18 protein-coding genes are annotated in these 22,758 nt (G+C 75.3%); 9 read left to right on the top strand and 9 right to left on the bottom strand.

The genetic code is table 11. From position 1 onward, the window contains the following. A partial coding sequence (locus tag GC722_RS01015) for an MFS transporter (protein WP_331714260.1) occupies positions 1-1,255 on the bottom strand: 1,255 nt, incomplete at its 3' end. Positions 1,256-1,353: 98 nt separating this feature from the next. On the opposite strand from GC722_RS01015, the gene GC722_RS01010 reads away from it, so the two are divergent. Further along, positions 1,354-2,376, top strand: a complete 1,023-nt coding sequence (locus GC722_RS01010) for an FUSC family protein (protein ID WP_156607140.1) — start codon at positions 1,354-1,356, stop codon at positions 2,374-2,376. A gap of 38 nt (positions 2,377-2,414) precedes the next feature. Here the strand turns inward: GC722_RS01010 and GC722_RS01005 are convergent, their stop codons facing one another. The 4 genes from GC722_RS01005 to GC722_RS00990 form a co-directional block, all read right to left on the bottom strand. Next, positions 2,415-2,981 (bottom strand): NYN domain-containing protein, encoded by a 567-nt coding sequence (locus GC722_RS01005; RefSeq protein ID WP_156607138.1) that lies wholly within the window; start codon positions 2,979-2,981, stop codon positions 2,415-2,417. Positions 2,982-3,096: 115 nt separating this feature from the next. After that, positions 3,097-3,543 carry an Hsp20/alpha crystallin family protein gene (locus GC722_RS01000; protein WP_331714259.1) on the bottom strand — a complete coding sequence of 149 codons (447 nt, stop codon included), beginning with the start codon at positions 3,541-3,543 and terminating at the stop codon, positions 3,097-3,099. A gap of 146 nt (positions 3,544-3,689) precedes the next feature. After that, entirely contained in the window at positions 3,690-4,811 is a 1,122-nt protein-coding gene (gene ald / locus GC722_RS00995; RefSeq protein ID WP_156607133.1) for an alanine dehydrogenase, read from the bottom strand. Between the two features lie 114 nt (positions 4,812-4,925). After that, complete coding sequence (locus tag GC722_RS00990; RefSeq protein ID WP_331714258.1) at positions 4,926-7,790, bottom strand: FAD-binding and (Fe-S)-binding domain-containing protein; 2,865 nt, start codon at positions 7,788-7,790, stop codon at positions 4,926-4,928. Between the two features lie 148 nt (positions 7,791-7,938). Here GC722_RS00990 and GC722_RS00985 point away from each other — a divergent pair, with 148 nt between their 5' ends. The 3 genes from GC722_RS00985 to GC722_RS00975 all read left to right on the top strand — a co-directional run bounded on the left by GC722_RS00985 (position 7,939) and on the right by GC722_RS00975 (position 10,755). Next, positions 7,939-9,537, top strand: coding sequence for a sensor histidine kinase (locus GC722_RS00985; protein WP_156607132.1), 1,599 nt, complete (start codon positions 7,939-7,941; stop codon positions 9,535-9,537). Beyond that, positions 9,534-10,199, top strand: coding sequence for a response regulator transcription factor (locus tag GC722_RS00980; protein WP_331714257.1), 666 nt, complete (start codon positions 9,534-9,536; stop codon positions 10,197-10,199). The genes GC722_RS00985 and GC722_RS00980 overlap by 4 nt, the downstream gene beginning before the upstream one ends. A gap of 103 nt (positions 10,200-10,302) precedes the next feature. Continuing rightward, positions 10,303-10,755, top strand: coding sequence for a PGPGW domain-containing protein (locus GC722_RS00975; RefSeq protein WP_331714256.1), 453 nt, complete (start codon positions 10,303-10,305; stop codon positions 10,753-10,755). Here the strand turns inward: GC722_RS00975 and GC722_RS00970 are convergent. Next, complete coding sequence (locus GC722_RS00970; protein ID WP_331714255.1) at positions 10,752-11,888, bottom strand: lycopene cyclase family protein; 1,137 nt, start codon at positions 11,886-11,888, stop codon at positions 10,752-10,754. The genes GC722_RS00975 and GC722_RS00970 overlap by 4 nt on opposite strands. A 56-nt stretch (positions 11,889-11,944) precedes the next feature. On the opposite strand from GC722_RS00970, the gene GC722_RS00965 reads away from it, so the two are divergent. Then, positions 11,945-13,192 carry a PQQ-dependent sugar dehydrogenase gene (locus tag GC722_RS00965; RefSeq protein ID WP_156607130.1) on the top strand — a complete coding sequence of 416 codons (1,248 nt, stop codon included), beginning with the start codon at positions 11,945-11,947 and terminating at the stop codon, positions 13,190-13,192. On the opposite strand, the gene GC722_RS00960 is transcribed toward GC722_RS00965, so the two are convergent. Together GC722_RS00960 and GC722_RS00955 are read right to left on the bottom strand one after the other, a co-directional pair. Continuing rightward, positions 13,176-15,161 (bottom strand): DUF6807 family protein, encoded by a 1,986-nt coding sequence (locus tag GC722_RS00960; RefSeq protein ID WP_197429651.1) that lies wholly within the window; start codon positions 15,159-15,161, stop codon positions 13,176-13,178. The two genes, GC722_RS00965 and GC722_RS00960, sit on opposite strands and share 17 nt — an antisense overlap. 133 nt (positions 15,162-15,294) lie before the next feature. Further along, positions 15,295-16,383 (bottom strand): hypothetical protein, encoded by a 1,089-nt coding sequence (locus GC722_RS00955; protein WP_156607126.1) that lies wholly within the window; start codon positions 16,381-16,383, stop codon positions 15,295-15,297. Between the two features lie 203 nt (positions 16,384-16,586). On the opposite strand from GC722_RS00955, the gene GC722_RS00950 reads away from it, so the two are divergent. The 3 genes from GC722_RS00950 (at position 16,587) to GC722_RS00940 (ending at position 21,367) form a co-directional block, all read left to right on the top strand. Beyond that, positions 16,587-17,384, top strand: coding sequence for an ABC transporter ATP-binding protein (locus tag GC722_RS00950; protein WP_156607124.1), 798 nt, complete (start codon positions 16,587-16,589; stop codon positions 17,382-17,384). After that, positions 17,381-19,915 (top strand): FtsX-like permease family protein, encoded by a 2,535-nt coding sequence (locus GC722_RS00945; RefSeq protein ID WP_156607122.1) that lies wholly within the window; start codon positions 17,381-17,383, stop codon positions 19,913-19,915. The genes GC722_RS00950 and GC722_RS00945 overlap by 4 nt, the downstream gene beginning before the upstream one ends. A 111-nt stretch (positions 19,916-20,026) precedes the next feature. Further along, positions 20,027-21,367, top strand: a complete 1,341-nt coding sequence (locus tag GC722_RS00940; RefSeq protein ID WP_156607120.1) for a pectate lyase family protein — start codon at positions 20,027-20,029, stop codon at positions 21,365-21,367. A gap of 47 nt (positions 21,368-21,414) precedes the next feature. On the opposite strand, the gene GC722_RS00935 is transcribed toward GC722_RS00940, so the two are convergent. Continuing rightward, positions 21,415-22,122 (bottom strand): hypothetical protein, encoded by a 708-nt coding sequence (locus tag GC722_RS00935; RefSeq protein WP_156607118.1) that lies wholly within the window; start codon positions 22,120-22,122, stop codon positions 21,415-21,417. 206 nt (positions 22,123-22,328) lie between these two features. Here GC722_RS00935 and GC722_RS00930 point away from each other — a divergent pair, with 206 nt between their 5' ends. Further along, a complete protein-coding gene (locus tag GC722_RS00930; RefSeq protein ID WP_156607116.1) occupies positions 22,329-22,742 on the top strand; it encodes a hypothetical protein in 414 nt (137 codons plus the stop codon). Positions 22,743-22,758: the final 16 nt, after the last annotated feature.

Genomic DNA, 22,758 nt, shown 5'->3' with positions numbered 1-22,758 from the left:
CGCCGTAGCGCTCGATCTCGATCTGCTCCAGGCTCTTGCCCCGGGTCTCGGGGGCGCCGATGGTGCCGATCAGCAGCGCGCCGACCAGCAGCGCCAGGATGAGCACCCCGACGACGTGCAGGCCGACGGCGCCGAGCAGCACCGGGAACCACAGGCTCAGCACGCCGACCATCACCCGGGCGGTCAGGAACAGCACGCCCTGCGCGCTGGCCCGGTAGCGGGTGGCGAAGAGCTCGGCGGTCCACAGCCCGTAGAAGGCCTGCGCGCCGATGCCGGAAGCCAGACCCCAGACGACGGCGAAGAAGACGAGGGAGAACCAGCCGGCGGGGCCGAAGATCAGCACCACCCAGGCGAGGATCCCCGCCAGCGCGCCGACGAAGTACAGCCAGCGGCGGCTGACCCGGTCGCCCAGGCGCATGAAGCCGAAGTAGGTGCCGGCCACCGTGCAGCCCCAGACCAGCACCTGCAGCAGGTACTGCGAGCGGGCGTCCTCCAGCCCGGCGGCCTCGTAGACCCGCGGCTGGAAGATGCCGGCCTGGCCCGCCACGGTGTTCCACAGCCCGTAGACCCCGACCAGGAACAGCAGCGCGAGCAGGTTCACCCGCCGGGTGAACAGCTCGCCCAGACCGGTGAGGAAGGACGGCCGGTCGACGGCGTCGCGGGACTCGGTCCACCGGCGGGACTCCGCCAGGCCGCGGCGCACCCACCAGGTGATGAAGGCGACGACGAAGAGGTGGGCGAAGATGATGCGGCTGCCGGTCAGGCCCAGCGGCTCCAACGCCGCGGCCAGCAGGAACCCGATCATCGGGCCCACCGACCAGGCCAGCTGGGCCGTCCCGACGTGGGCGGCGCGCTGGTGGTCCGGCGCCTCCTCGGCGATGTAGGTCCAGGAGGCGGTGACGCCGGCGCCCACGGCGATGCCGGTCAGCACGAAGGCGACCAGCAGCATCGAGAAGCTGGCGGCGAAGACGGCCAGCAGCACCCCGACCATGTACAGCACGAGGTCGTAGGTGTAGATGAACTTGCGGCCCAGCCGGTCGCAGAGCGGCCCGCCGATGGCCGCACCCGCCGCCGCGCCGAACGCGTTCGCGCTGACGGCGGCCAGCAGGCCGACCGCGCTGTCGGTGAGACCGAACTCGGCCTGCCACAGGCCCAGGCTGGTGGCGATCGCGATGATCGACCCGGCCTCGATGTAGTTCGACATGGAGACCGCGACGGTGGCCTTCCACCCCGTGGTCCGTGCTGTCGTCGTCACGACTCTCCTCCTCCGTGGGCCCGCGCGGGCCGCCGAACACCCTAACCTGCCGTGAATCGTTTCAAGAAGCGTGGTGCCGGTGGGCCAGACTGGCGGGCATGGGAGCCTGGGAACACCTGCGGGTCGTGGTGCGGGAGACGGTGCGCCGGCACCCGGCGGAGGGCTCCTCGCGGGTGGCGGTCCGGGCCGCGCTGACCATGCTCGTGCCGCTGCTGGTGCTGGCCGCGGCCGGACGGCTGGAGTGGGGTCTGTACGCGACCTTCGGCGCCTTCGCCTCCCTCTACGGCGGACGGCTGCCTCTCCCGGGCCGCTGGCGGGTGCAGCTGCGGCACGGTGCGCTGCTCAGCACCCTGGTCGTCGTCGGCACCGCGGTCGCGCTGAGCCCGCACCGCGGCTGGCTGTCGGTGCCGGTGGCCGCAGCGGTCGCCGGTGCGGCGGCGCTGCTGTCGGACCGGCAGGGCTGGCGACCACCGGGCGCGCTGTTCCCGGTCTTCGCGGTGTCGGCGTGCGCCTCGGTGCCCGCGGCACCGGCCGGGCTGGTCGCCGCGGCGGTCGTCGGCGTCGCGACGGCCGCGTGGGCGGTGCTGCTGGGGGCGCTCGAGCAGCGGCTGCTGCCGGCGGCTCCCCGCACCCCGCCACCGCCGGTGCCGACCGCCGGGAGGCCGGGCGTGCGGGCCGCCCGCTGCGCCGGTGCCGTCGCGCTGGCCGGGGCGCTGGCCACCGCCTCCGGCACGGGTCACCCGTACTGGGCGATGGTCGCCGCCGTGGTGCCGATGTCCGCGGCGACGGTGCACACCCAGCTGGCCCGCGGGGTGCAGCGCGCGGTGGGGACGGTGCTCGGCCTGGTGCTGGCCGCCGCCCTGCTGAGCCTCCCGCTGCCCGTGCTGGCGGTGGTGCTGCTGGCCGCCGTGCTGCAGGGCGTGGCCGAGCTGCTGGTGGGACGCAACTACGCCGCGGCGCTGGTGGTCATCACGCCGCTGGCGCTGCTGATGGGCCAGCTCGCGGTCCCGCACCCGGTGGGCGAGCTCGTCGGCGACCGGCTGGTCCAGACCCTGCTGGGCGTGGTCGTCGGTCTGGCCGCCGTGGTCTGGGTGCGCGACCGCAGCGCGCAGCCCGGCTGAGTCCGCCCGGCCGGGCCGCCGCCGGGCGGCCGGACGGCTCAGAGGAAGTCGGCCGGGTCGAACTCGTCGATGGGGATGATCCGCAGCCGAGGCAGCCGCTCGTTGAAGGCCTTGACGTCGTACTCCATGTCGAAGAACTGCAGCCCGCGCTCCCCCAGCGCGGTGAACCCGACGTTGCGGAACTCGTTGAAGCCGATGACCGCCGTCCGGCGGGTGCCGACCAGGGCCTCCATCTGGGGCAGGAAGTCGCCGTCGTTGCTGGTCAGCACCACGTCGGCGTCCCGGGAGGCAATCTCCTCCAGGGTCCGCTGGATGGCGATGTCGACGACCTTCTCGTCCGGCGAGCCGGTCAGCGGCACCGGCGTGAAGCCGATGGCGGTCAGCGCCTGCACGAACGGCATCGGCAGGTCGCCGGCCACGTTGAGGAAGAACAGGCCCTTGACCGGCTGGGCCCAGGCCTCCTGCACGAAGGCCAGCAGCCGCTCCCAGCGGGGCCGCTCGTGGGGCTGCGGACGCCGCCGCAGGATGGAGCCGCCGAGGGTGGCGTCGATGTTCTCCCCGTCGATGAGCAGGTACGTCCGACGCGCGGCCTCAGCGGCAACCATGGCGGTGACAATACGCCGTCGGCACGCCGGCGGGCCGCAGGTGCGCCGAACGGCGGGAGGTCCCGCCGCCGGGACGGCGACGGGACCTCGTGGGTGTGGGAAGCGAGCGAGCGGCTCAGGAGGCCGTGGCCTCGATGCTGGCCTGCTGCTGCTCGTCCTTGCGGCTGATCTCCACGCGCCGCGGCTTGGCGCGCTCGGCCACCGGGATCACGACGCTCAGCACGCCGTTGTCGTAGCTGGCGCTGATGCCCTCGGTGTCGATCCCCTCGCCCAGCGAGACCTGGCGACGGAACCGGCCGGCGAAGCGCTCGGACGTCAGCCACTGCACGCCCTCCTCGGTGCGGGCCGTGCGCTCGGCGGTGACGGTCAGGGTGCCGTTGTCGATGCTGACGTCGACCGAGCCGGGGTCCACCCCGGGCAGGTCGGCCAGCAGGACGTAGTGGTCACCGGACTTGTACAGGTCGACCGGCATGAAGCGCGGTACCCGACCGCCCTCGGTTCCCAGACCCATGAGCTGCTTGGCCATGGCGTCGAAGTCGGCGAACGGGTCGAAGCGAAGCACAGCGATCACCTCCCACATGTGCTCAGGCCCGGCCCCTCTGGCCGGAGCCAGCTGTGCTACCTGGCTCCATTTTTAGCACTCACCACCAGAGAGTGCTAAGCGCTGTTCGCTCTAGGCGAACGGCTCCGAGGTCGCCGGCACGGCCGTCAGGCGGCGTCCAGCACCCGCTCCGGAGGGACGCTGTCGAGGCCGAGCGCGCGCGCCACCGAGGCGTTGGTGAGCTGTCCGGCGTGGGCGTTGAGACCGGGCCGCAGCGCGGGCACGGCCCCCAGGGCGTCCCGCCAGCCGCGGTCGGCCAGCTGCAGCACGTAGGGCAGGGTGACGTTGGTCAGCGCGTTGGTGGAGGTGCTGGGGACAGCCCCGGGCATGTTGGCCACGCAGTAGAAGACGGTGTCGTGCACCCGGTAGGTGGGCTCGGCGTGGGTGGTCGGGCGGGAGTCGGCGAAGCAGCCGCCCTGGTCGATCGCGATGTCCACCAGCACCGCCCCGGGCTTCATCCGCGACACCAGCTCGTCGCTGACCAGCGTCGGCGCCTTGGCGCCCGGAACCAGCACCGCGCCGATCACCACGTCGGCACCCAGGCAGTGCTCCTCGACGGCGTAGAGGCTGGAGGTGACGGTGCGCACCCGGCCGCCGAACTGCACCTCCAGCTCGCGCAGCCGGGGCACGCTGAGGTCGAGGACGGTGACGTCGGCGCCCATGCCCAGCGCGATCGTCGCCGCGTTGCTGCCCGAGACCCCGCCGCCCAGCACCACCACCCGCGCGGGTGGCACGCCCGGGACGCCACCGGGCAGGACGCCGCGCCCCCCGCTGTGCCGCATCAGGTGGTACGCCGCGACCTGGGGAGCCAGCCGGCCGGCGACCTCCGACATCGGGGCCAGCAGCGGCAGCGAACCGTCGGGCAGCTGCACGGTCTCGTAGGCGATGGCAGTGGTGCCGCTGGCCAGGATGGCGTCGGTGCCGGGGCGGTCGGCGGCCAGGTGCAGGTAGGTGAACAGCACCTGGCCCTCGCGCAGCCGCGGGTACTCCTCGGCGACGGGCTCCTTGACCTTGAGCAGCAGCTCGGCGGCGTCCCAGACGTCCTCCGCCGTGGGCACGAGGGTGGCGCCGGCGGCGGCGTACGTCTCGTCGGTGATCGCCGACCCCAGTCCCGCCCCGCACTGCACCAGCACCTGGTGGCCGTGGCGGACCAGCTCGTGCACCCCGGCCGGGGTGATCGCCACCCGGTACTCGTGGTTCTTGATCTCGGTGGGCACGCCGACGCGCATGCTGTCTCCTCCGGTGGAGCGGCTGGATCTCGATCATGTCACGTCTGACGAGATCTTCTACGGCCTCCTACCCGTCCGACAGCAACATCACCGGCGATCGCACGCCGGGACGCCTCAGCGGGATGGCAGCCGGGTGGCCAGCAGCTCGAGCACGTGCTGGTACTCCGCGCCCACGGCCCGGGTCATCCCCAGCTCGCAGGTGCGGTTGCAGCTGGCGTGGGCGTCCGCGCCGGCGGCCCGCACCTCCGCGGCCTCCGGTGCGGTGGCGGAGGCGGTCAGCTCGGGGTGCAGCAGCCCCCGGTCGCCGGCGAAGGCGCAGCAGCCCCAGTCCAGGGGCACGTGGACGTCCTCGGCGACCGCCGAGGCCACCGCCACCAGGTCGGCGTCCAGACCGAGCTGGCGCGAGGAGCAGGTGGGGTGGACGCTGAGGCGGCGCAGCTTCTCGACCGCGGGCAGCCGCGGCAGCACGTGCTCGGCGACGAACGCCACCGCGTCGACCACCACGACGCCCGCCCCGCGCAGCGCCTTCACCAGGCCCTCGGTGCAGCTGGAGGCGTCGGTGACCAGCGGCAGCTCCCCCTCACGGGTGGCGCGCAGCACGGCGGTGCGCAGCTTCTGCTGCATCACCGCGTAGCCGTCGGGCAGCCCCTTGGACGACCAGGGGGTGCCGCAGCACAGCGAGTCGACCTCGGGCGGCACCGCCAGGCGGACGCCGGCGCGGGCGCACAGCTCCTGCAGGCTCCACTGCACCCCAGGCGCGCCGTCGGGGGGGCCGAACATGGCGCCGACGCAGGCCGGCAGGTAGACCGCGTCCACGGTGTCGCCGGGGTGGCGCAGCAGCTCGCCGGCGGCGCGGCTGCGGGCGGTGCCGCCGCCGGGCAGCTCGGGCGACCACTGCGGCAGCAGCTCGTGGGGGACGACGCCGCGGGCGGCACGGTTGAGGGCCGTCACCACGGGCACCACCGGGGCGGGCACGGCGGCAGCCGTGGACAGCCCCGCCGCGCCGGCCCGGCTGGCGACGTCCCAGTGCCGGGCGGCGGTGGTCCAGCCGCGGCGGCCGGCGGCGGTGTGGTCGTCGCGCCGGAGCCGGCGCACCAGGTCGCCGGTGTTGATCAGCACCGGGCAGGCGGTCTGGCACATGCCGTCCACGGCGCAGGTCTGCACCCCGTCGTACTCGTACTGCTGCTCCAGCGCCTCGGCCAGCTCGGTGTCCCCCGCGGCCAGCGCCTTCTGCTCGGCCCGCCGGGCCACGATCCGCTGCCGGGGCGTCATCGTCAGGTTGCGGCTGGGGCAGACCGGCTCGCAGTACCCGCACTCGACGCAGCGGTCCACCTCCTCCTCCACCGGCGGGGTGAGCTTGATGTGGCGCAGGTGCGCCTCGGGGTCGTCGTCGAGCAGCACCCCCGGGTTGAGCGTGCCGGCCGGGTCGACGAGCTGCTTCACCTCGCGCATCACCGCGTACAGCTCGTCGCCGAACTGACGGCGCACGTAGGGCGCCATCACCCGTCCGGTGCCGTGCTCGGCCTTGAGCGAGCCGCCGTGGCCCAGCACCAGGTCGACCATCGACTCGGTGAAGTCGGCGTAGCGGCGCAGCGACTCCTCCCCCTCGAACCGGTCGGTGAGCATGAAGTGGACGTTGCCGTCCTTGGCGTGGCCGAAGATCACCGAGTCGCGGTAGCCGGAGGCGTCGAAGAGGGCGGTGAGCTCGGTGCAGGTGTCGGCCAGCGCGGCCACCGGGACGGCGATGTCCTCCAGCAGCGCGGTGGTGCCGGACGGCCGGGCCCACGCCACGGAGGTGAACAGGCCCTTGCGCAGCTTCCACAGCTGGGCGCGGACGGCGGCGTCGCGGGTCAGCGTCGCCGGGGCGGCGAGCGGCAGCTGGCGCATCAGCCGGGTGCCGCCCTCGGTCAGTGCGGCCAGCTCGTCGGCGTCGTCGGACTGGTACTCCAGCAGCAGCGCCGCCTGCCGCTCCACCTGCAGCACCGCGACCGCGGGCGGGACGTCGGCCAGCGACTGCCCGACCCGCAGCGAGGTGGCGTCCAGCAGCTCCAGCGTGGCCGCCCCGGACTCCACCAGGGCCGGCAGCGACCGGTTGGCGGCGGCCAGGTCGTCGAAGACCAGCAGGGTGGACGCCGCCTGGCTGCGCAGCGGCACGGTGCGGAAGGTGGCCTCGGCCACGAACCCGAGGGTGCCCTCGGAGCCGACCACCAGGTGGGCGAGGATCTCGGCCGGGGAGTCGAAGTCGACGAAGGCGTTGAGGCCGTAGCCCATGGTGTTCTTCATCGAGTACTGGGCGGCGATGGTCGCCATCGACGCCGGGTCGGCGCGCACCCGGTCGCGCAGCCGCAGCAGCCCGGCGGCGAGGGCCGGCTCCCGGTCGGCGAGCAGGGCGTCGGCGTCCGGCGCGCCGGTGTCGACCACGGTGCCCGAGGGCAGCACCAGCACCATCGACTCCAGCGTGCGGTAGCTGTTCTCGGTGGTGCCGCAGGCCATGCCGGAGGAGTTGTTGGCGATGACGCCGCCGATGGTGCAGGCCACCTCGCTGGCGGGGTCGGGGCCGAGCTTGCGCCCGTAGCGCGCCAGGTGCGCGTTGAGCGTCCGCACCGTCACCCCCGGCTGCACCCGGACCCGGGCGCCGTCGTCGAGCACGGTGACGTCGGTGAAGTGGCGTCGGACGTCGACCAGGATGCCGTCGGTCACCCCCTGCCCGGACAGGCTGGTGCCGCCGGAGCGCAGCGTGAGCGGGACGCCCAGCCGGGCGCTGGTGCGGAACAGCCGACCCACCTCGGCGGCGTCGCGGGCGACCACCACGGCCTCGGGCGTGAGCAGGAAGTGCGAGGCGTCGTTGCCGATGGAGAAGCGGTCGAGCTCACGGCTGCGCAGCTGCTCCGGCCCGACCTGCCGGGCGAGCTCGGCCAGCAGGGTGGTCCGGTCGGCGCGCACCGGACCTGGCGGGGGCGCGGTGGTCAGGCTGGTCACCTGCGCACCCTACGTCGGCCGCGACCCGGGCCTGCCCCCGTGGTCGTGCTCGGGCGGCCCAGGAGCGGGACCGCAGAGGTACGCCCGTCGCCGGCCCCGGCGAATAGGGTGGTGGACCAGGCGTGGCGGACCAGCGGAAGGAGTTGCCGTGCTCGAGCTGCGGCAGTTCCACCCGCTGCTGCCCCCACGCGAACCGGCCCCGGAGAACGCCTGGTCGCGCGACCTGCTGATCACCCTGGTCGCCTTCGTGCTCTGCTTCGCCATCGGCGCGGCCGACGGGCTGGGGACGGGGCTCGTCGCGGCGCTGATCACGCTGCCGCTGGTCGTGCGCCGGCACCACCCGATGCTGATGCTCTACGGCTGCGCGCTGGCCGCGCTGCCGCAGCTGCTGCTGCCGAACATCCAGTTCAGCGTGGTGGTCGTCCCCTTCGTGGTCTACAACGTGGCCCGCTGGGTGGAGCCCTCGGCGTCGGCGCGGCTGTCGGTGGTCATCGGGCTGCTCGGCTCGGTGCTGGGCCCGCTGGCCTGGACCGCCGGCTACGGCGTGCTGTCCCAGGGCCCCGACCTGGCGCTGTACTGCATCAGCTGCATGACCACGGTGCTGATCGCCTACGTCATCGGGCGGCGCCGTCACGAGGCCATCCGCTCCACCCAGGAGCGGCGGGTGGCCGAGGAGACGACGCTGCGGATGCAGCTGGCCGCCACCGAGCAGCGGGCCCGCGCCGCGGAGGTCAACGAGCGCAACCGGATCGCCCGCGAGCTGCACGACATCGTGGCCCACTCGCTGTCGGTGATCGTCGTGCAGGCCGAGGGCGGCCGGGCGCTGGCGGCCAAGCGGCCCGAGCTGGCGGCCGACGTCCTCGACACCATCGCCGAGACCTCGCGGGAGTCGCTGGTGGAGATGCGCCGCATCGTCGGCGTGCTGCGCAACGGCCCCGACGGCGGACCCACCGACTGGAAGCCGGCACCCGGGCTGGCCGACATCGCCGACCTGGTCTCCCGCACCACCGACCGGGCCCGGCTCGAGGTCCGCGGCGCGCTGCCCGCGGTGGGCCAGACCCTGGGGCTGACGGTCTACCGGGTGGTGCAGGAGGCGCTGACCAACATGCTCAAGCACGGCGGGCCGGACGCCCGCGCCCAGGTCGTGCTCGACTGCACCCAGCCCGGGGTGGTGCACGTCAGCGTGGTCGACGACGGCCGCGGGTCCGCGACCGGCTCCGACGGGCAGGGCAACGGGCTGCGGGGCATGAACGAGCGCGTCCAGCTGGTGGGCGGACGGCTGCTGGCCCGCCCGCGCCCGTCCGGCGGGTTCGAGGTCCGGGCCAGCTTCCCCACCGGCGCACCCCGCCCACCGGCCCCGCAGCGCAGCCCCGCCCGCACCACCGAGCTGGGGACGCCGCCGCGCCCGGAGTGGGCCGCACCCGCCCGCCCGGCGCCGCCGGTGCCCCGCCCCCCCATCAGCGCCGGGGAGCGGGCACCCGGCTGGCCGGCCGGCGCGGACCGTCCGCCGGCGGTGCGTCCGCCCGCCCCGGCCGCCCTCCCCTCCTCGACGGCCCGCCCGCAGCCCCCGCCGCGCCCCACGCCGCCGCGCCCGACGCCGGCGCGCCCCCGTCCGACCCCGGACGAGGAGCCGACCGTCAGCCTCGACACCCAGCCCACGGTGCGGCTCGACCTCGACTCCCAGCCCACCCAGGTCCTGCCGACCGTCCGCGACGACCCCCGCCCCGACCAGAGAGGCCGCCCGTGAGCCCCACCCGTGTCTTCCTCGCCGACGACCAGTCCCTGGTCCGAGGCGGATTCCGGATGCTGATCGAGGCCGAGGACGACCTGGCCGTGGTGGGTGAGGCCTCCGACGGGGCGCAGGCGGTGCGGGCGCTGTCCTCCGCGCCCGCCGACGTGGTGCTGATGGACATCCGGATGCCGGTCATGGACGGCGTGGAGGCCACCCACCGGCTGGTGCACTCGGGCAACCCGACCAAGGTGCTGGTGCTGACCACGTTCGACCTCGACGAGTACGTCTTCGCCGCCCTCAAGGCCGGCGCCAGCGGGTTCCTGCTCAAGGACGCCCGCCCGGAGGAGCTGCTGTCGGCCATCCGCGACGTGGCCGCCGGCGACGCGGTGATGTCGCCCAGCGTCACCCGGCGGCTGCTGGAGCACGTCGTCCCGACGCTGCCGTCGGCCCCGGGCGACCGGGCACCCGACCCGCGGCTCGGCCTGCTCACCGAGCGGGAGCGGGAGGTGCTGGTCGAGATCGCCCGTGGGGCCACCAACGGCGAGATCGCCCGGACCCTCTACATGGCCGAGGGCACGGTGAAGACCCACATCGGGCGGCTGCTGGCCAAGCTGGAGTGCCGCGACCGGGTCGGGCTGGTGCTGTTCGCCTTCGAGACCCGGCTCGTCGAGCTCTGACCCCGGGCCGGCCTCCGAGCGGGGGCGGCACCCGGTTGAGGGCGGGCGGGGCGGGTACCGCTGCGGCTGAGGACGCGGGTCGCCGAGGACGGAGGAGGAGCCGGTGCGGCGCTACGCGGGGCTGGTCCTGGGCTGGGCGCTGGTGGTGCTCGGCCTCGCGGCGCTGGTGCTGCCCGGACCGGGGCTGATCCTGCTCGCCGCCGGGCTGGCGGTGCTGGCCCACCACTACGCCTGGGCCCGCCGACGGCTGCAGCCGGTGCAGCGGCGCGCCCGCCAGGCCGCCCGGACGACGGTGAAGACGCCGGCTCACCTGGCGCTGGCCGTGCTCATCGCCCTCGGCACGGTCGGCACCGGGCTGGTGTGGGGTCTGCGACCGGCGGCGCCGGGGTGGTGGCCGCTCTCGGAGCGGTGGTGGCTGCCCGGCGGCTGGGGCGTGGCCTCCAGCCTGATGGCCTCCGGCGTGCTGGCGCTCGGGCTGGTGGTCTGGAGCTGGCTGAGGTTCCGGCCCGGTCAGCCCGAGGCCGAACCCGAGCCCGAGGAGGCCCGCACCGGCTAGCGGCCCGGGCGGGCGGCCGAGGAGGCCAGCTCGACCAGCGTGCTGCGGACGGCCACCCCGGTCAGCGGCAGCGGCAGGCGGCCGGCCATGGTGGCCATCGCCCGCAGCGTCCGCGCGGGGTCGGCGCGCTCGGACAGGTAGCCGCGCTGCAGCTCCACGGGCAGGTCGAAGAAGGCCTCGAAGAAGGCCACCGTGCCGGCGGGCGACAGCGACAGCAGGGTGCGCAGCCCCGCCTGGCGCAGCCGCCGGGCGGCGCGGGCCGGCGCCGGCCAGAGGGCCCGGCGGGGGTCCCCGCCCGCGGCGACCGCCGTGGCGACCGTCTCGGCCTCCCGCAGCGACACCGCCACGCTGTAGCCGGTCGCGGGGTGCATCAGACCGCCCCGGGCGCCGAAGGCCACCGGGCCGCCGGGCTCGTCGGCACCCGGCTCGGGCTCCACCGAGAAGCGGACGTGCTCGACCCGCTCGTAGCCGGACAGGACGATGCCGCGCCCCGCCAGCCGGGTCTCCAGCCGCTGCCGCAGCTCGCGCATCCCCAGCGCCGGACGTCCCACCAGGCAGGTCTCCTCCAGCAGCGTGTCCTGCTCGTCCAGGGCCACGGCGTAGAGGAAGGAGGCCGGCGCCCCGGGCGCCGCGCCGTGGTCCGGCCGCCAGTCCATCAGCCAGCTGCCGCCCAGCACCCGCTCGGCGGAGGCCCGCGACACCACCACGCCGACCGCCGTCTGCTGGGCCCGCGCCGGGTCGAGGGAGGCGCCGCGGGCGTCCAGCACGTACCGGGCCCGCAGCTCGGTGCCGTCGGCCAGCCGCACCCGCTCGGCCGTGGCGGAGACGGCCCGCTGGGCGAGGACGGTGACACCGTCGAGACGCAGCGAGTCCTGCAGCCGGGCGGTGCTGAGCACGACGTACTCGCGCTCGAGCACCCGTTCGGTGCGGGTCCGGACCCGCGGGCGGAACCGCGTGCTGACGGCTCCAGGCTCCAGCCAGGACGGCAGCTCGTCCGCCCAGGCGGCGTAGGTGGGGGTCCAGCGACGGTCGGGGGCCGGGTCGCAGGCGACCACCTCCAGCCCGCGACGGGCCAGCCGGGAGGCCAGGGCGCGGCCGGAGGGGCCCAGCCCGAGCACCACCACGTCCGCCACGACGCCACCGTAGACGCCCGCGGCGTGCCGTTGGCCGGGCAGGGCAGAGTGGGTCCATGGGACGTCGCTGCGTGGTCGTGACCGTGGCCGCCGCGGTGCTGCTGACCGCGGCCTGCACCGGCACCGCTCCGGAGGCGGCGCCTCCCGCCGGCACGAGCACCGCGCCGGCCCCGTCGGCCGGGTCACCGACCCCCGCACCCCGGGCCACCCCCACCCCCACTCCTGCTCCCACGCCCGAGCCGACTCCCGACACCTGGCCCGGGCTGGAGGTCGAGGTGCTGGCCGACGACCTGGAGCTGCCCTGGGACGTCGACCAGCTGGCCAGCGGTGAGCTGCTGGTCACCGAGAAGGACCGGCACCGCATCCTGCTGGTCGACGGGGACGACCGCCGGGTGGTGGCCGAGGGCCCCGAGGACGTCTGGTCCAGCGGCGAGACGGGGCTGATGTCGATCGCGGTCGACCCCCGCGACGACGACCGCTTCCTCACCTGCAGCGGATACTCCGACGGCAGCACCACCGACGTGCGGGTGGTGGAGTGGACGCTGGCCGAGGACCGCCGCAGCGCCGAGGAGGGCGAGGCGCTGATCACCGGCATCGGCAGCACCACCGGCCGCCACGGCGGCTGCCGCATCGTCGTCGACGACCGGACCCTGTGGGTCGGCACCGGCGACGCGGCCGTGGGCACCAACCCGCGCGACCTCACCAGCCTCAACGGCAAGGTGCTGCGCGCCGACGCCCGCACCGGTGAGCCGCTGCCGGACAACCCCTTCGCCGACGCCGAGGACGAGGACCAGCGGCTGGTCTACAGCTACGGCCACCGCAACGTGCAAGGGCTGGCGCTCCGCGGCGACACGCTGTTCTCGGCCGAGCACGGCCCCGACGTCGACGACGAGGTCAACGTCGTCACGGCCGGTGGCGACTACGGCTGGCACCCGGTGCCTCCGGGCGGCGGCGAGGGCTACGACGAGTCGGTGCCGATGACCGACCAGGACCTGGACGGGAAGCAGGTGGAGGCCGTCTGGAGCTCCGGCGACCCGACCCTGGCCACCTCCGGTCTGGCCGTGGTGGAGGGTGCGGAGTGGGGCCGCTACGCCGGCGGGCTCGCCGTGGCTACCCTCAAGGCCCAGCAGATGGTGTTCCTGCCGGTCGACGAGGACGGCGAGGTCGGCGAGGCCCGCGTGCCGGAGGAGCTGACCGGGTACGGCCGGCTGCGCTCGGTCCGTCAGGCCCAGGACGGCTCGCTGCTGGTCACCACCTCCAACGGCAGCGGCGACCAGCTGCTGAGGGTCACGCCGGAGGGGTGAGCAGGCCGACCACCTCGTCGTCGTCGAGCCGGCCGTCGGCCACCAGGGCGGTGAAGCGCCGGGTCAGCGGCTGCTCCCGGCTGGTGACGGCCGGGCTGGACCAGGCCAGCGACGACCCGAGCGCCGGGTAGTCCCGGACGCGGACGAACCACGGGTCGGCCGCGGTGGTCTCGTCGGCCCCGGCCAGGGCGAGGGTGACGTCCCCGCCCTCGACCGTCCCGGACCAGGCCACCCAGGGGGCGACCGAGCCGTGCACGGCCTCCTCGCCGGTGGCGGCGGCGGTGCGCAGGTGGACGTCGGTGCTCCGCGGCAGCCGCCAGGTCAGCCCGCCGTAGCCGCCGCCCTCGCGGCCGTGGGAGCCGGGGGAGCCGAGCTCGACGGCGTCCGTCCCGGACGGGGTGAGGGTGAACTCCAGCTCGAAGGCCCAGGCGCGGGGGTCCGCGGACCACCAGCGCAGCCGGCGGCGCTCGGACAGCACCGGGTCCCCGGAGCGGGCGATCCACTCCAGCTCCTCGGTCCAGGAGTCGGCGGTCCGCTCGGTGAAGCCGCGGTGGACAATCCGGCCGTGGTCGTCGCGCCACTGGTAGCCGCCCTCGGGCAGGTAGGTCCGCCCGCCCCAGAAGTTGGTGCCGGCCACGTGCTGCAGCGCCACCGACAGCCCGTGGTGCCAGACGTGGTCGAAGGGGTGGTCGTCGGTGACCCGCACCCCGCGCCGGGTGCGGAGGGGGTGGAGGAAGGGGCGGGGACCGTTCTCGGCCGCCACGTCACCGCCGTCGCCTTCGACGGCCACCACGGCGCCGTCGAGCTCGACCGCGGCCAGCGGCTGCGACGGACGCCAGCGGGTGACGGCCTCCGGGCTGGCCCAGGGCGCGCCCGCGGCCGCGAACCCGCCACCGTGGGCCAGGGCGCGCGCGCACCACTCCTCCACGTCGGCCAGGTGGGGGCTGGGGTCCTCCTCGTCCGACCACGCCACGTGGGCGGGGTCGACCGGGGTGACGGGCGCCCGCTGGACCGCCTCGAGCACCACCATGAACGCCTCGGTGGCCGCCAGCGAGGACAGCAGCGGGTGGCCCGGGTCCTGGTGGTGGCGGATCAGGTCGACGACCAGGTCCTCGCGGCCGTGCTGCTCCTGCTCGACCTGCTGGCCGCGGGCCACCTCGATCCGGTCGGCCGTGTAGGCCAGGCTCACCGTGCCGGTGGTGCCGCGGACGCTGACGGTGGGCTCCTGCTGCTCGCCGGCGGCCAGCGTGAAGGCCAGGCAGACCGGCGGACCCTCGACCGGCTGGACGCGGACCCAGGCGGTGTCGTCGCAGTCGATGTCGTGCACCCGGTAGAGCTCGGTGTCCACGCCGGCGATCTGGTCGCGGCGCTGGATGCCGGCGAGCCGGAGGGCGGTGTTGGCGGCGTGGGCGAGCGGGTTGGTCACCACCCCGTCGGCGGTGCGCCGGCCGTCCAGCATGCGCCGGCCGGCCCAGGCCGCGCGGGCGTAGTAGCTGGGCCGCCGGTTCCACAGCCCCAGCCCGGAGACCTGCTCGACCTCGCCCACGGCACCACCGGCGACGAGCTCCTGCACGCGCGGGACGGCCGGGGAACCGAGGTTCTGGAACCCGACCTGCAGGCTGCGTCCGCTGCGGCGCACCACCTCGACCAGGTCGTCGTACTCGTCGAGCCCGGCGACCGGCGGCTTCTCCAGGTAGACGTCGCTGCCGGCCTCGAGCGCCAACCGGGCGAACGGCAGGTGGGTGGGGATCGGGGAGGCGATCACGGTGACGTCGGGCACCACCGTGGCCAGCAGTTCCGGCAGCGTGTCCACGCAGGGCACGCCCTCGGGCAGCTCGGGCACCGGGCCCGCGGGGTCGACCGCCCCGACCAGCCGCAGCTCGCCGGCGGCGTGGCGTCGGCGCAGCACCCCCAGGTGCACGCCTCCGTAGCCGCGGAGACCGACGAGGGCGAGGGTGGGGACGGACATCATCACTCCTGGGTCTGGGTTCGTGGTGCGGGGACCAGCCTGACGTATCCGCTTGCGTAGCACCACGCGGGCCCAACCTGTGGCCCCTCGCCAGGGTCCCCGCCCCTCGCCAGGGTCCCCGCCCCTCGCAGGGTCACCGCAGGGCCAGCACGACCGCCTTCCCGCCGGTGAGCTCGACGGTGGGGTAGAGGACGCCCTGCAGCTCGTCGTCGAAGGACTTGCGGTCGCCGTCGTGGTCGACGGCGCGGTAGCGGAGCCGCAGCTGCACGTCCAGCGGTCCGCTGACCCTGGTGCCGTAGGCGGTGACGTCGGTCCAGTCCGTGGCCGGGTCGCTGGTCAGGGTGAGCCGGACGTCGGTGGGGTCGGACTCGAAGATCAACCGGTCCACGTCCATCCCGCAGTCCGGGTCGAGGTCGGCGACGCACTGCTCCACGGCCGCGGCGACGGCCTGGCGGGCGGCCTCGACGCCGTCGTCGTCGGGCTGCAGCCGCACCGACCAGTACGCACTGAGCGACGCCGAGCTCCCGCCCGGGACGCGCAGCGGGTCCGCCTGCACCGACAGGTAGGTCGGGTCGCCCAGCTCGTACACGCCGGGCAGCAGCTGCAGCGTCCCGCCGTCGGCCGGCCGCACCCCGTTGACGGTGTGGTCCAGCCCGGCCAGCTCCGTGAGCCTGACCTCGGTGACCGCGGAGTCGATCCGCCATCCGTCGTCGGTGCGGACCACCCGGTACCAGGCGTCGTCGCGCTCCCCGCCGATCTCGAGGGCGACCTTGATGAGGTTGCTGGGCCGCCCCTCGATCTCCACCACGCGGACGCCGCCGAGCTCGTTGGAGCGGCGCAGCACCTCGTCGGTCATCAGGCTGGTGTCCGCCGGAGGTGAGGCGAGCAGGGCCAGCGCGGTCTGCGAGTCGGCGCGGGCGATGGCGGCGAAGTAGTCCTCCATCACGGCGGGACGGCTGCCGCCCCGCAGCCACCACACCGAGACGACGGTGCCGGCGGCGAAGAAGAGCACCAAGGCCAGGACCACCACGGCCACCACCCGGCCCACCCGGCGGCCCGGTGTCCCCCGGTGACCCGGGTGGGCGGGCGGCGGCCCGCCCGTCGGGGGCCGGGGCGGGGCCTGCGGCGCGCTGCGGGCCCAGGCCGGCCGCGGCGGGCCGGCGGAGGGTGCGCGGCCGGGAGCGGCCGGCGGCGGGCCGGGGACGGGTCCTCCTGCGCTCAACGGGGCTCCTCTCGGGTCCGGTGCAGGCTAGCGGGCCGCCGGACCACACCGGGGTCGCACTCCGGCCGGGGTCGCGGTGGGCCCGCAGTCCCCCTCGGGGGCGCGCAGCCGCGCCGACAGGCTCATGTGCGCAGGTCCTCCCGCTCCCTAGCGTGGGCCCGCCGACTTCCCGGCACGGACGACCACTCGAACGGAGCCCATCCATGACGCCCTCCCCCACCCGCCCCGACGACGGCGTGGCCGCCGAGACCGTGGAGCTGACCAAGGTGTACGGCGCCGGCCGCACCGAGGTCCGTGCGGTGGACAGGGTGAGCATCCGGGTCGCCCGCGGCACCTTCACCGCGATCATGGGCCAGTCGGGCTCGGGGAAGTCCACGCTGATGCACTGCATGGCCGGGCTCGACCGGATCACCGGCGGCCGGGTGCTGCTCGGCGGGCAGGACCTGGGGGCGCTGGACGACAAGGCGCTGACCCGGATCCGCCGGGACCGGGTCGGCTTCGTGTTCCAGTCGTTCAACCTGCTGCCCACGCTGACCGCCGGGCAGAACATCGTGCTGCCGCTCGAGCTCGCCGGCCGCCGCGTGGACCCGGACCAGCTGGCCGCGGTGGTGGGTCCGTTGGGGCTGGGCGACCGGCTGCAGCACCGCCCGAGCGAGCTCTCCGGGGGGCAGCAGCAGCGGGTGGCCATCGCCCGGGCGCTGCTGACCCGCCCCGACGTGCTCTTCGCCGACGAGCCGACCGGGGCGTTGGACTCACGCACCGGCGAGCAGGTGCTGGGGCACCTGCGCCAGTGCGTCGACGACCTGCGCCAGACCGTGCTGATGGTGACCCACGACGCGCACGCCGCCTCCTGGGCCGACCGGGTGCTGGTGATGGCCGACGGCCGCGTGGTCGACGACCTCGACCGGCCGTCACCCGAGCGGCTGCTGGGGGCGCTGGCCCGCGACGTCCGTCCGGGCGCCCGTGGCGGGCTGCTGCAGGACGCGGAGGTGACCGCGTGATCAGCCTGCGGCTGAGCCTGGCCGAGCTGCGCCAGCACCCGGGCCGGCTGGGGGCGGTGGTGGTCGCCGTGGCGATCAGCGTCGCCTTCATGGTCGCCAGCGTCGGCGTGGTGCAGACCGAGTTCGGCGCCGCCGGGGACGCCCTGGCGCGCGAGTACGCCGACTCCGACCTGGTCGTCCAGGCCGGCGTCGAGGACCCCGACCAGGTGGGACCGGCGCTCGCCGCCGTCCCGGGGGTGGACGTGGTCGAGCCGCTGTGGAGCGGTGGGACGAGCCTGCGGTCGGGGGACCGCGGGAACCAGGCCAGCGTCCACCCGGTCAGCGAGCACCCGCGGCTGCGGCCGGCCGAGCTCGGCGAGGGCCGCTGGCCCACCACGCCGCAGGAGGTGGTGCTGGACGCCGGCACGGCCGAGGCCCTCGAGGTCGGGGTGGGTGCGCAGGTCGAGATGGCGCCGGCCGACGGCGGGGACCTGCTGCCGGTGCAGGTGGTCGGCGTGACCGCCCCTGCGGCCGGGCTGATGAGCACCAGCTACCCGACGGTGTACGCCGTACCGGCGTGGTTCACCGCCGGCGGCTCCGAGCTCTCGGCGTGGGAGTGGCTGGTGCTGCTCGACCCGGGGACCGACCCGCAGACCCTCGTCGCACCGCTGGAGACGGCGCTGCGCGCCCTGCCGGGCGCCCAGCTCGAGGAGGGCGCGGTCCGCACCACCGAGGCCGCCGCCGCCGCGGCGGTGGACAGCCTGGCCGGCGACGCCAGCGTGCTCACCGTGATGCTGCTGGTCTTCGCCTCCATCGCCATGCTCGTCGGGGCGCTGATCGTCGCCAACACCTTCGCCATCCTCGTCGTCCAGCGGCGGCGGCAGATCGCGCTGCTGCGGGCCGTGGGTGGCAGCACCGGCCAGCTCCGCGGCGGCCTGGTGCTGGAGTCGGCGCTGATCGGCGCCGCCGGTGCCCTGACCGGGCTGGCCGTCGGCGTGCTGCTGACGCTGGCCGTGACCTGGTGGACCGGCTCCCTGGGCTCCGGGCTGCGGCTCCCGCTCGGCTCCGCGCTCGGCGCGGTCGCCGCCGGGGTGGTGGTGACCGTGCTCGCGTCGCTGGCCGCCGTCGGGCGGGCGGCCTCCATCGCCCCGCTCGAGGCCCTGCGACCGGTGGCCACCCCCGCCGCCAGCCGCCGGATCGGCATCGTCCGGGCCGTGGTCTGCAGCCTGCTGCTGGTGGCCGGGGCGGTGCTGGCGGGAGCCGCGCTCGGTCTCGACCCGTCCTCCACCGGGCTGCCGGCCGAGGTGCCGCTGCTGCTGGCCATCGGCGCCGGGGTCAGCCTGACCCTGGGCGTGCTCGGCGGGGCCCCGCTGTACGTCCGACCGCTGCTGCGGCTGGCCGGTCAGCCGGCGCGGCTGCTCGGTCCGGTGGGCCGGATGTCGGTGGCCAGCCTCGTCCGCAACCCGCAGCGGGCCGCGGCCACCTGCGTCGCGCTGATGCTGGCGGTGGGGCTCACCGTCACCCTGCAGACGGGAGCCGCGACCACCCAGCAGACGCTGCTCGGCGACATCCGCGAGCGCTACCCGGTGGACGTCTCCCTCGCCGACGTGGACGCCGACGACCTCGACGCCGACCTGGTCGGCCGGCTGAGCTCGGTGGAGGGCGTCACCGACGCCCTGCCGGTCGCCGCGGCGCAGGCCCGGCTGACCCTCGCCGGCGAGGAGCGCTACCTCTTCGCCTACGGGGTGGACCCGGAACGGGCCGCGGCCTTCCTGCCCGAGCCGCTGCCGGGGCTGGACGCCACCACGGTCGTCGTCTCCCCCGGCCCGGGCGTCGAGCCGGGGGAGCGGGTGACCCTGACGCTGGAGGAGTACGACGAGCAGGGAGAGGTGACGTCGTCGCGGTCGGGCACCTTCACCACGGTGCTCAGCCACGGCGCGCACGGCAACGCGCTGATCAGCCCGGAGGCCTTCGCCACCCTGGCCGGCGCCGGCAACACCGCCGGTCTCTGGCTTCGGGTCGACCCCCGCGCGGACATCCAGCGGGTCTCCACCGACATCACCTCGCTGACCGACGGCTCCGGCGGGACGCTGGTCGACTCCGGCTCGCTGCGGGAGGTGGTGGGGTACACGACCGCGCTGGACACCCTGGTGCTGATCGCCACCGCCCTGCTCGCCGCCGCGGTGCTGATCTCGCTGATCGGGGTCGGCAACACGCTGGCCCTGTCGGTGGTGGAGCGGACGCGGGAGTCGGCGCTGCTGCGGGCGCTCGGGCTGCAGCGGGCCCAGCTGCGCACGATGCTGCTGCTCGAGGCCCTGCTGCTGGCCGTGGTCGGAGCCGTCGTCGGGGTGCTGGCGGGCTGCTTCTTCGGCTGGCTCGGCGCCAGCGCGCTGATGGTCGTGCTGGAGCAGGAGGGGGTGCAGTTCGCCGTCTCGTGGCCGCAGACCCTCGGGGTGCTGGCCGTCGCCCTGGTAGCGGCCGCGCTGGCCTCCGTCCTGCCGGGACGGCGGGCCTCGGCGGCCTCCCCGGTAACCGCGCTGGCCGCCGAGTGAGGCCGTCGGGGGCTCCCGCATGCTGGTCGGGGCGGTTGTCCGCGGGCGGGCGGCGGACGTAGCGTCGGACCACCCCCCGACCGACGGGGTCCTCGACGAGGAGGACCGACGATGACCATCCGCAAGCTCACGGCCGTGCTGGCCGCCGCCACCCTGGTCGCCAGCGGCCTGGCGGCGGCCGGCACCACCACCGCCTCCGCCGAGCCCGGCCCCCGTGACCGGCCGGGCGTGCGGGAGCGGGTCGCCCGGCAGACTCTGCCACCCGGTGACGGGTTCGGCTCCCTCGGCGCGGGGACCACCGGCGGCGCGGCCGCCGACCGGTCGGCGGTGGTCACCGTGAGCACCCGCGACGAGCTGGCCGCGGCCGTGGCGGGCAACGAGCCCAAGATCGTCTACGTCGACGGCGCCGTCGACGCCAACACCGACGCCTCGGGGCGTCCGCTGAGCTGCGCCGACTACGCCCGCGACGGCTACACCCTCGAGCGCTACCTGGCCGCCTACGACCCGGAGGTGTGGGGCCGTGAGGAGGAGCCGTCGGGACCGGTGGAGGACGCCCGCCGCGCCTCGCAGCAGGCGCAGGCCGCCCGCATCACCATCCGGGTCGGCTCCAACACGACGCTGCTCGGCCTGCCGGGCTCCTCGATCACCGGGGCGTCGCTCCGCCTCGACGGCGTGTCCAACGTGATTGTGCGCGGGCTGACCCTCACCGACGCCGCCGACTGCTTCCCGTCGTGGGACCCCACCGACGGCGACACCGGGAACTGGAACTCCGAGTACGACGCCGTCTCGCTGACCGGTGCGACCAACGTCTGGTTCGACCACAACGACCTCAGCGACGGCGACAACCCCGACTCCGCCCAGCCGGAGTACTTCGGCCGGCCCTACCAGGTGCACGACGGCCTGCTCGACATCACCAACGCCTCGGACCTGGTCACCGTCTCGTGGAACCGGCTGCACGACCACGACAAGACCATGCTGATCGGCTCCAGCGACTCCCGCACCACCGACCGCGGCAAGCTGCGCGTCACCATCCACCACAACGAGTTCCGCGACCTCGGGCAGCGCGTCCCCCGGGTGCGGTTCGGTCTGGTCGACGTCTACGACAACCACTACGTGCAGACCCCCGGCAGCTCCGCCGGCTACGTCTACTCCTGGGGCGTCGGGGTGGAGTCGCACCTGGTCGCCGAGCGCAACTACCTCTCGCTGCCCCCGGACATCGCGCTCGGGTCGGTCGTCGGGCGCTACAACGGCACCCGGATGAGCGAGGACGGCAACGTCGTGAACGGCCGTCGGGTGGACCTGCTGGCCGCGCACAACGCCGTCTCCGACCCCGACATCGCCGAGGTCCCCGCACCGGCCGACCTGCCCAGGCGCACCGTCCACCCGGTGCAGGCGGTGGCGGCCCTGGTGGCGGCCCACGCGGGGCCGGAGGGGCTGCGGCACCACCGCTGAGCGACGCACGCCGGCCGGGCGATCCCCCGATCCGCCCGGCCGACGGCTCATGCGGCCGCCAGCACGACCGCATGACGGGCCAGCCGCCGACGTGCCCGTGAGCAGCGCCAGCGCACCACGTCGGTGCTCATCCGGTGCCGCTCGCCGGCCTCGGCCGAGCTGAGCCCGTCGGCGTAGACGCTGACCAGCACCCCGGCGGTGAGGTCGTCGACCAGCCCCAGCTGCCGGGCCGTGGCCACGACCCGCCGGACGCTCAGCGCGTCGGCCGGTGGCTGGCTGAGGGTCCACAGCTCGTCGAGCAGGGTGTCCGGGACCGCCAGCGGCTCCACCCCGAGCCCCTGCTCACGACGGACCGCCTTGCGGGTGTCCATCCACAGGTTGGCCGCCACGCTACGCGGGCGGCGGGTCAGCGGGTACGAGCGCAGCTGGCACCACAGCTGGGCCAGGTAGTCGCCGAGCCCGCTGCGCCGGTCGGCGCGGGCCAGCAGCACCATCTTGCCGAGCATCGCCTGCACCACCACCCGTCCGGCCAGCGTGGCGTCGGGCCCCTCGGACTGGGCGCGCCCGAGCAGGAACCCGAGCACGGCGTCCGGGGACGGCCGCACCGCCGCCAGCACGTCGCCGGGGGTGGTGCAGCCCGCCAGCTCGGGCAGGGCCGCCGCCCACCCCGCCACGGCCGGCACCGGCACCGCCGACGTCCCCGCCCACTCCTCGTCCAACCGGGCCAGCAGGCCCCGCTCCCCCGTCTCGGCCACGTCGCACCGCTCCTTCCCGAACCTCTCCCGACGCCCGCCGCCCGGTCGTGGCGGCACGCCCCCACGCTTCCGGGGAGCTGTTGTCGCAGGTGTTGTCCGGGATCCGCCGGTGCTGTCCGGACGTCCGCCCGTGGTGTCCACCCCGACGCAGGGGCCGGCGCCGGCGGCGGGCCGCGGCGGAGGTGGCCCGGTCGTAGGCTTCTGCCATGTCCGAGGAGCGACCGAGCCGCGCCGAAGCCGCCGCCCACCGCATCGCGCTCTCGCAGGCGGCGCAGCGGCACGAGTCGGTCGCCGCCCAGCGGCTCATCGACGACTTCCTCCGCACCGTCCGCGAACGCGGCCACCCGCCGGAGCCGCTGGTCGCCCGGCTGCTGTCCGGCGCGACGGTGCGGACCGACAAGGAGGGCTGGTACCTGCGGCAGAACCGGTCGCTGGCCATCGGCACCGACGGCGGCTACTACGTCCTCACCGTGCCGGGCGGGCTGACCACCCGGATCCGCGGCGTCCGGCTGCAGCCGACGCCGCCGCCGCTGCAGGTCGGTCGCGGCGGGCGCGACGGCGAGACCGGCGACCTCAAGGAGTTCCTCGCCCTCACCCTGGAGCGGCTCGCCGCCCGCTGACCGCACCCCCTGCGGG

It is taken from the genome of Auraticoccus cholistanensis, from assembly GCF_009742705.1.
Taxonomy (GTDB): Bacteria; Actinomycetota; Actinomycetes; order Propionibacteriales; family Propionibacteriaceae; genus Auraticoccus; species Auraticoccus cholistanensis.
Note: the sequence above shows the minus strand (reverse complement) of the source record. Positions and strands in the feature narration are given on the sequence as shown.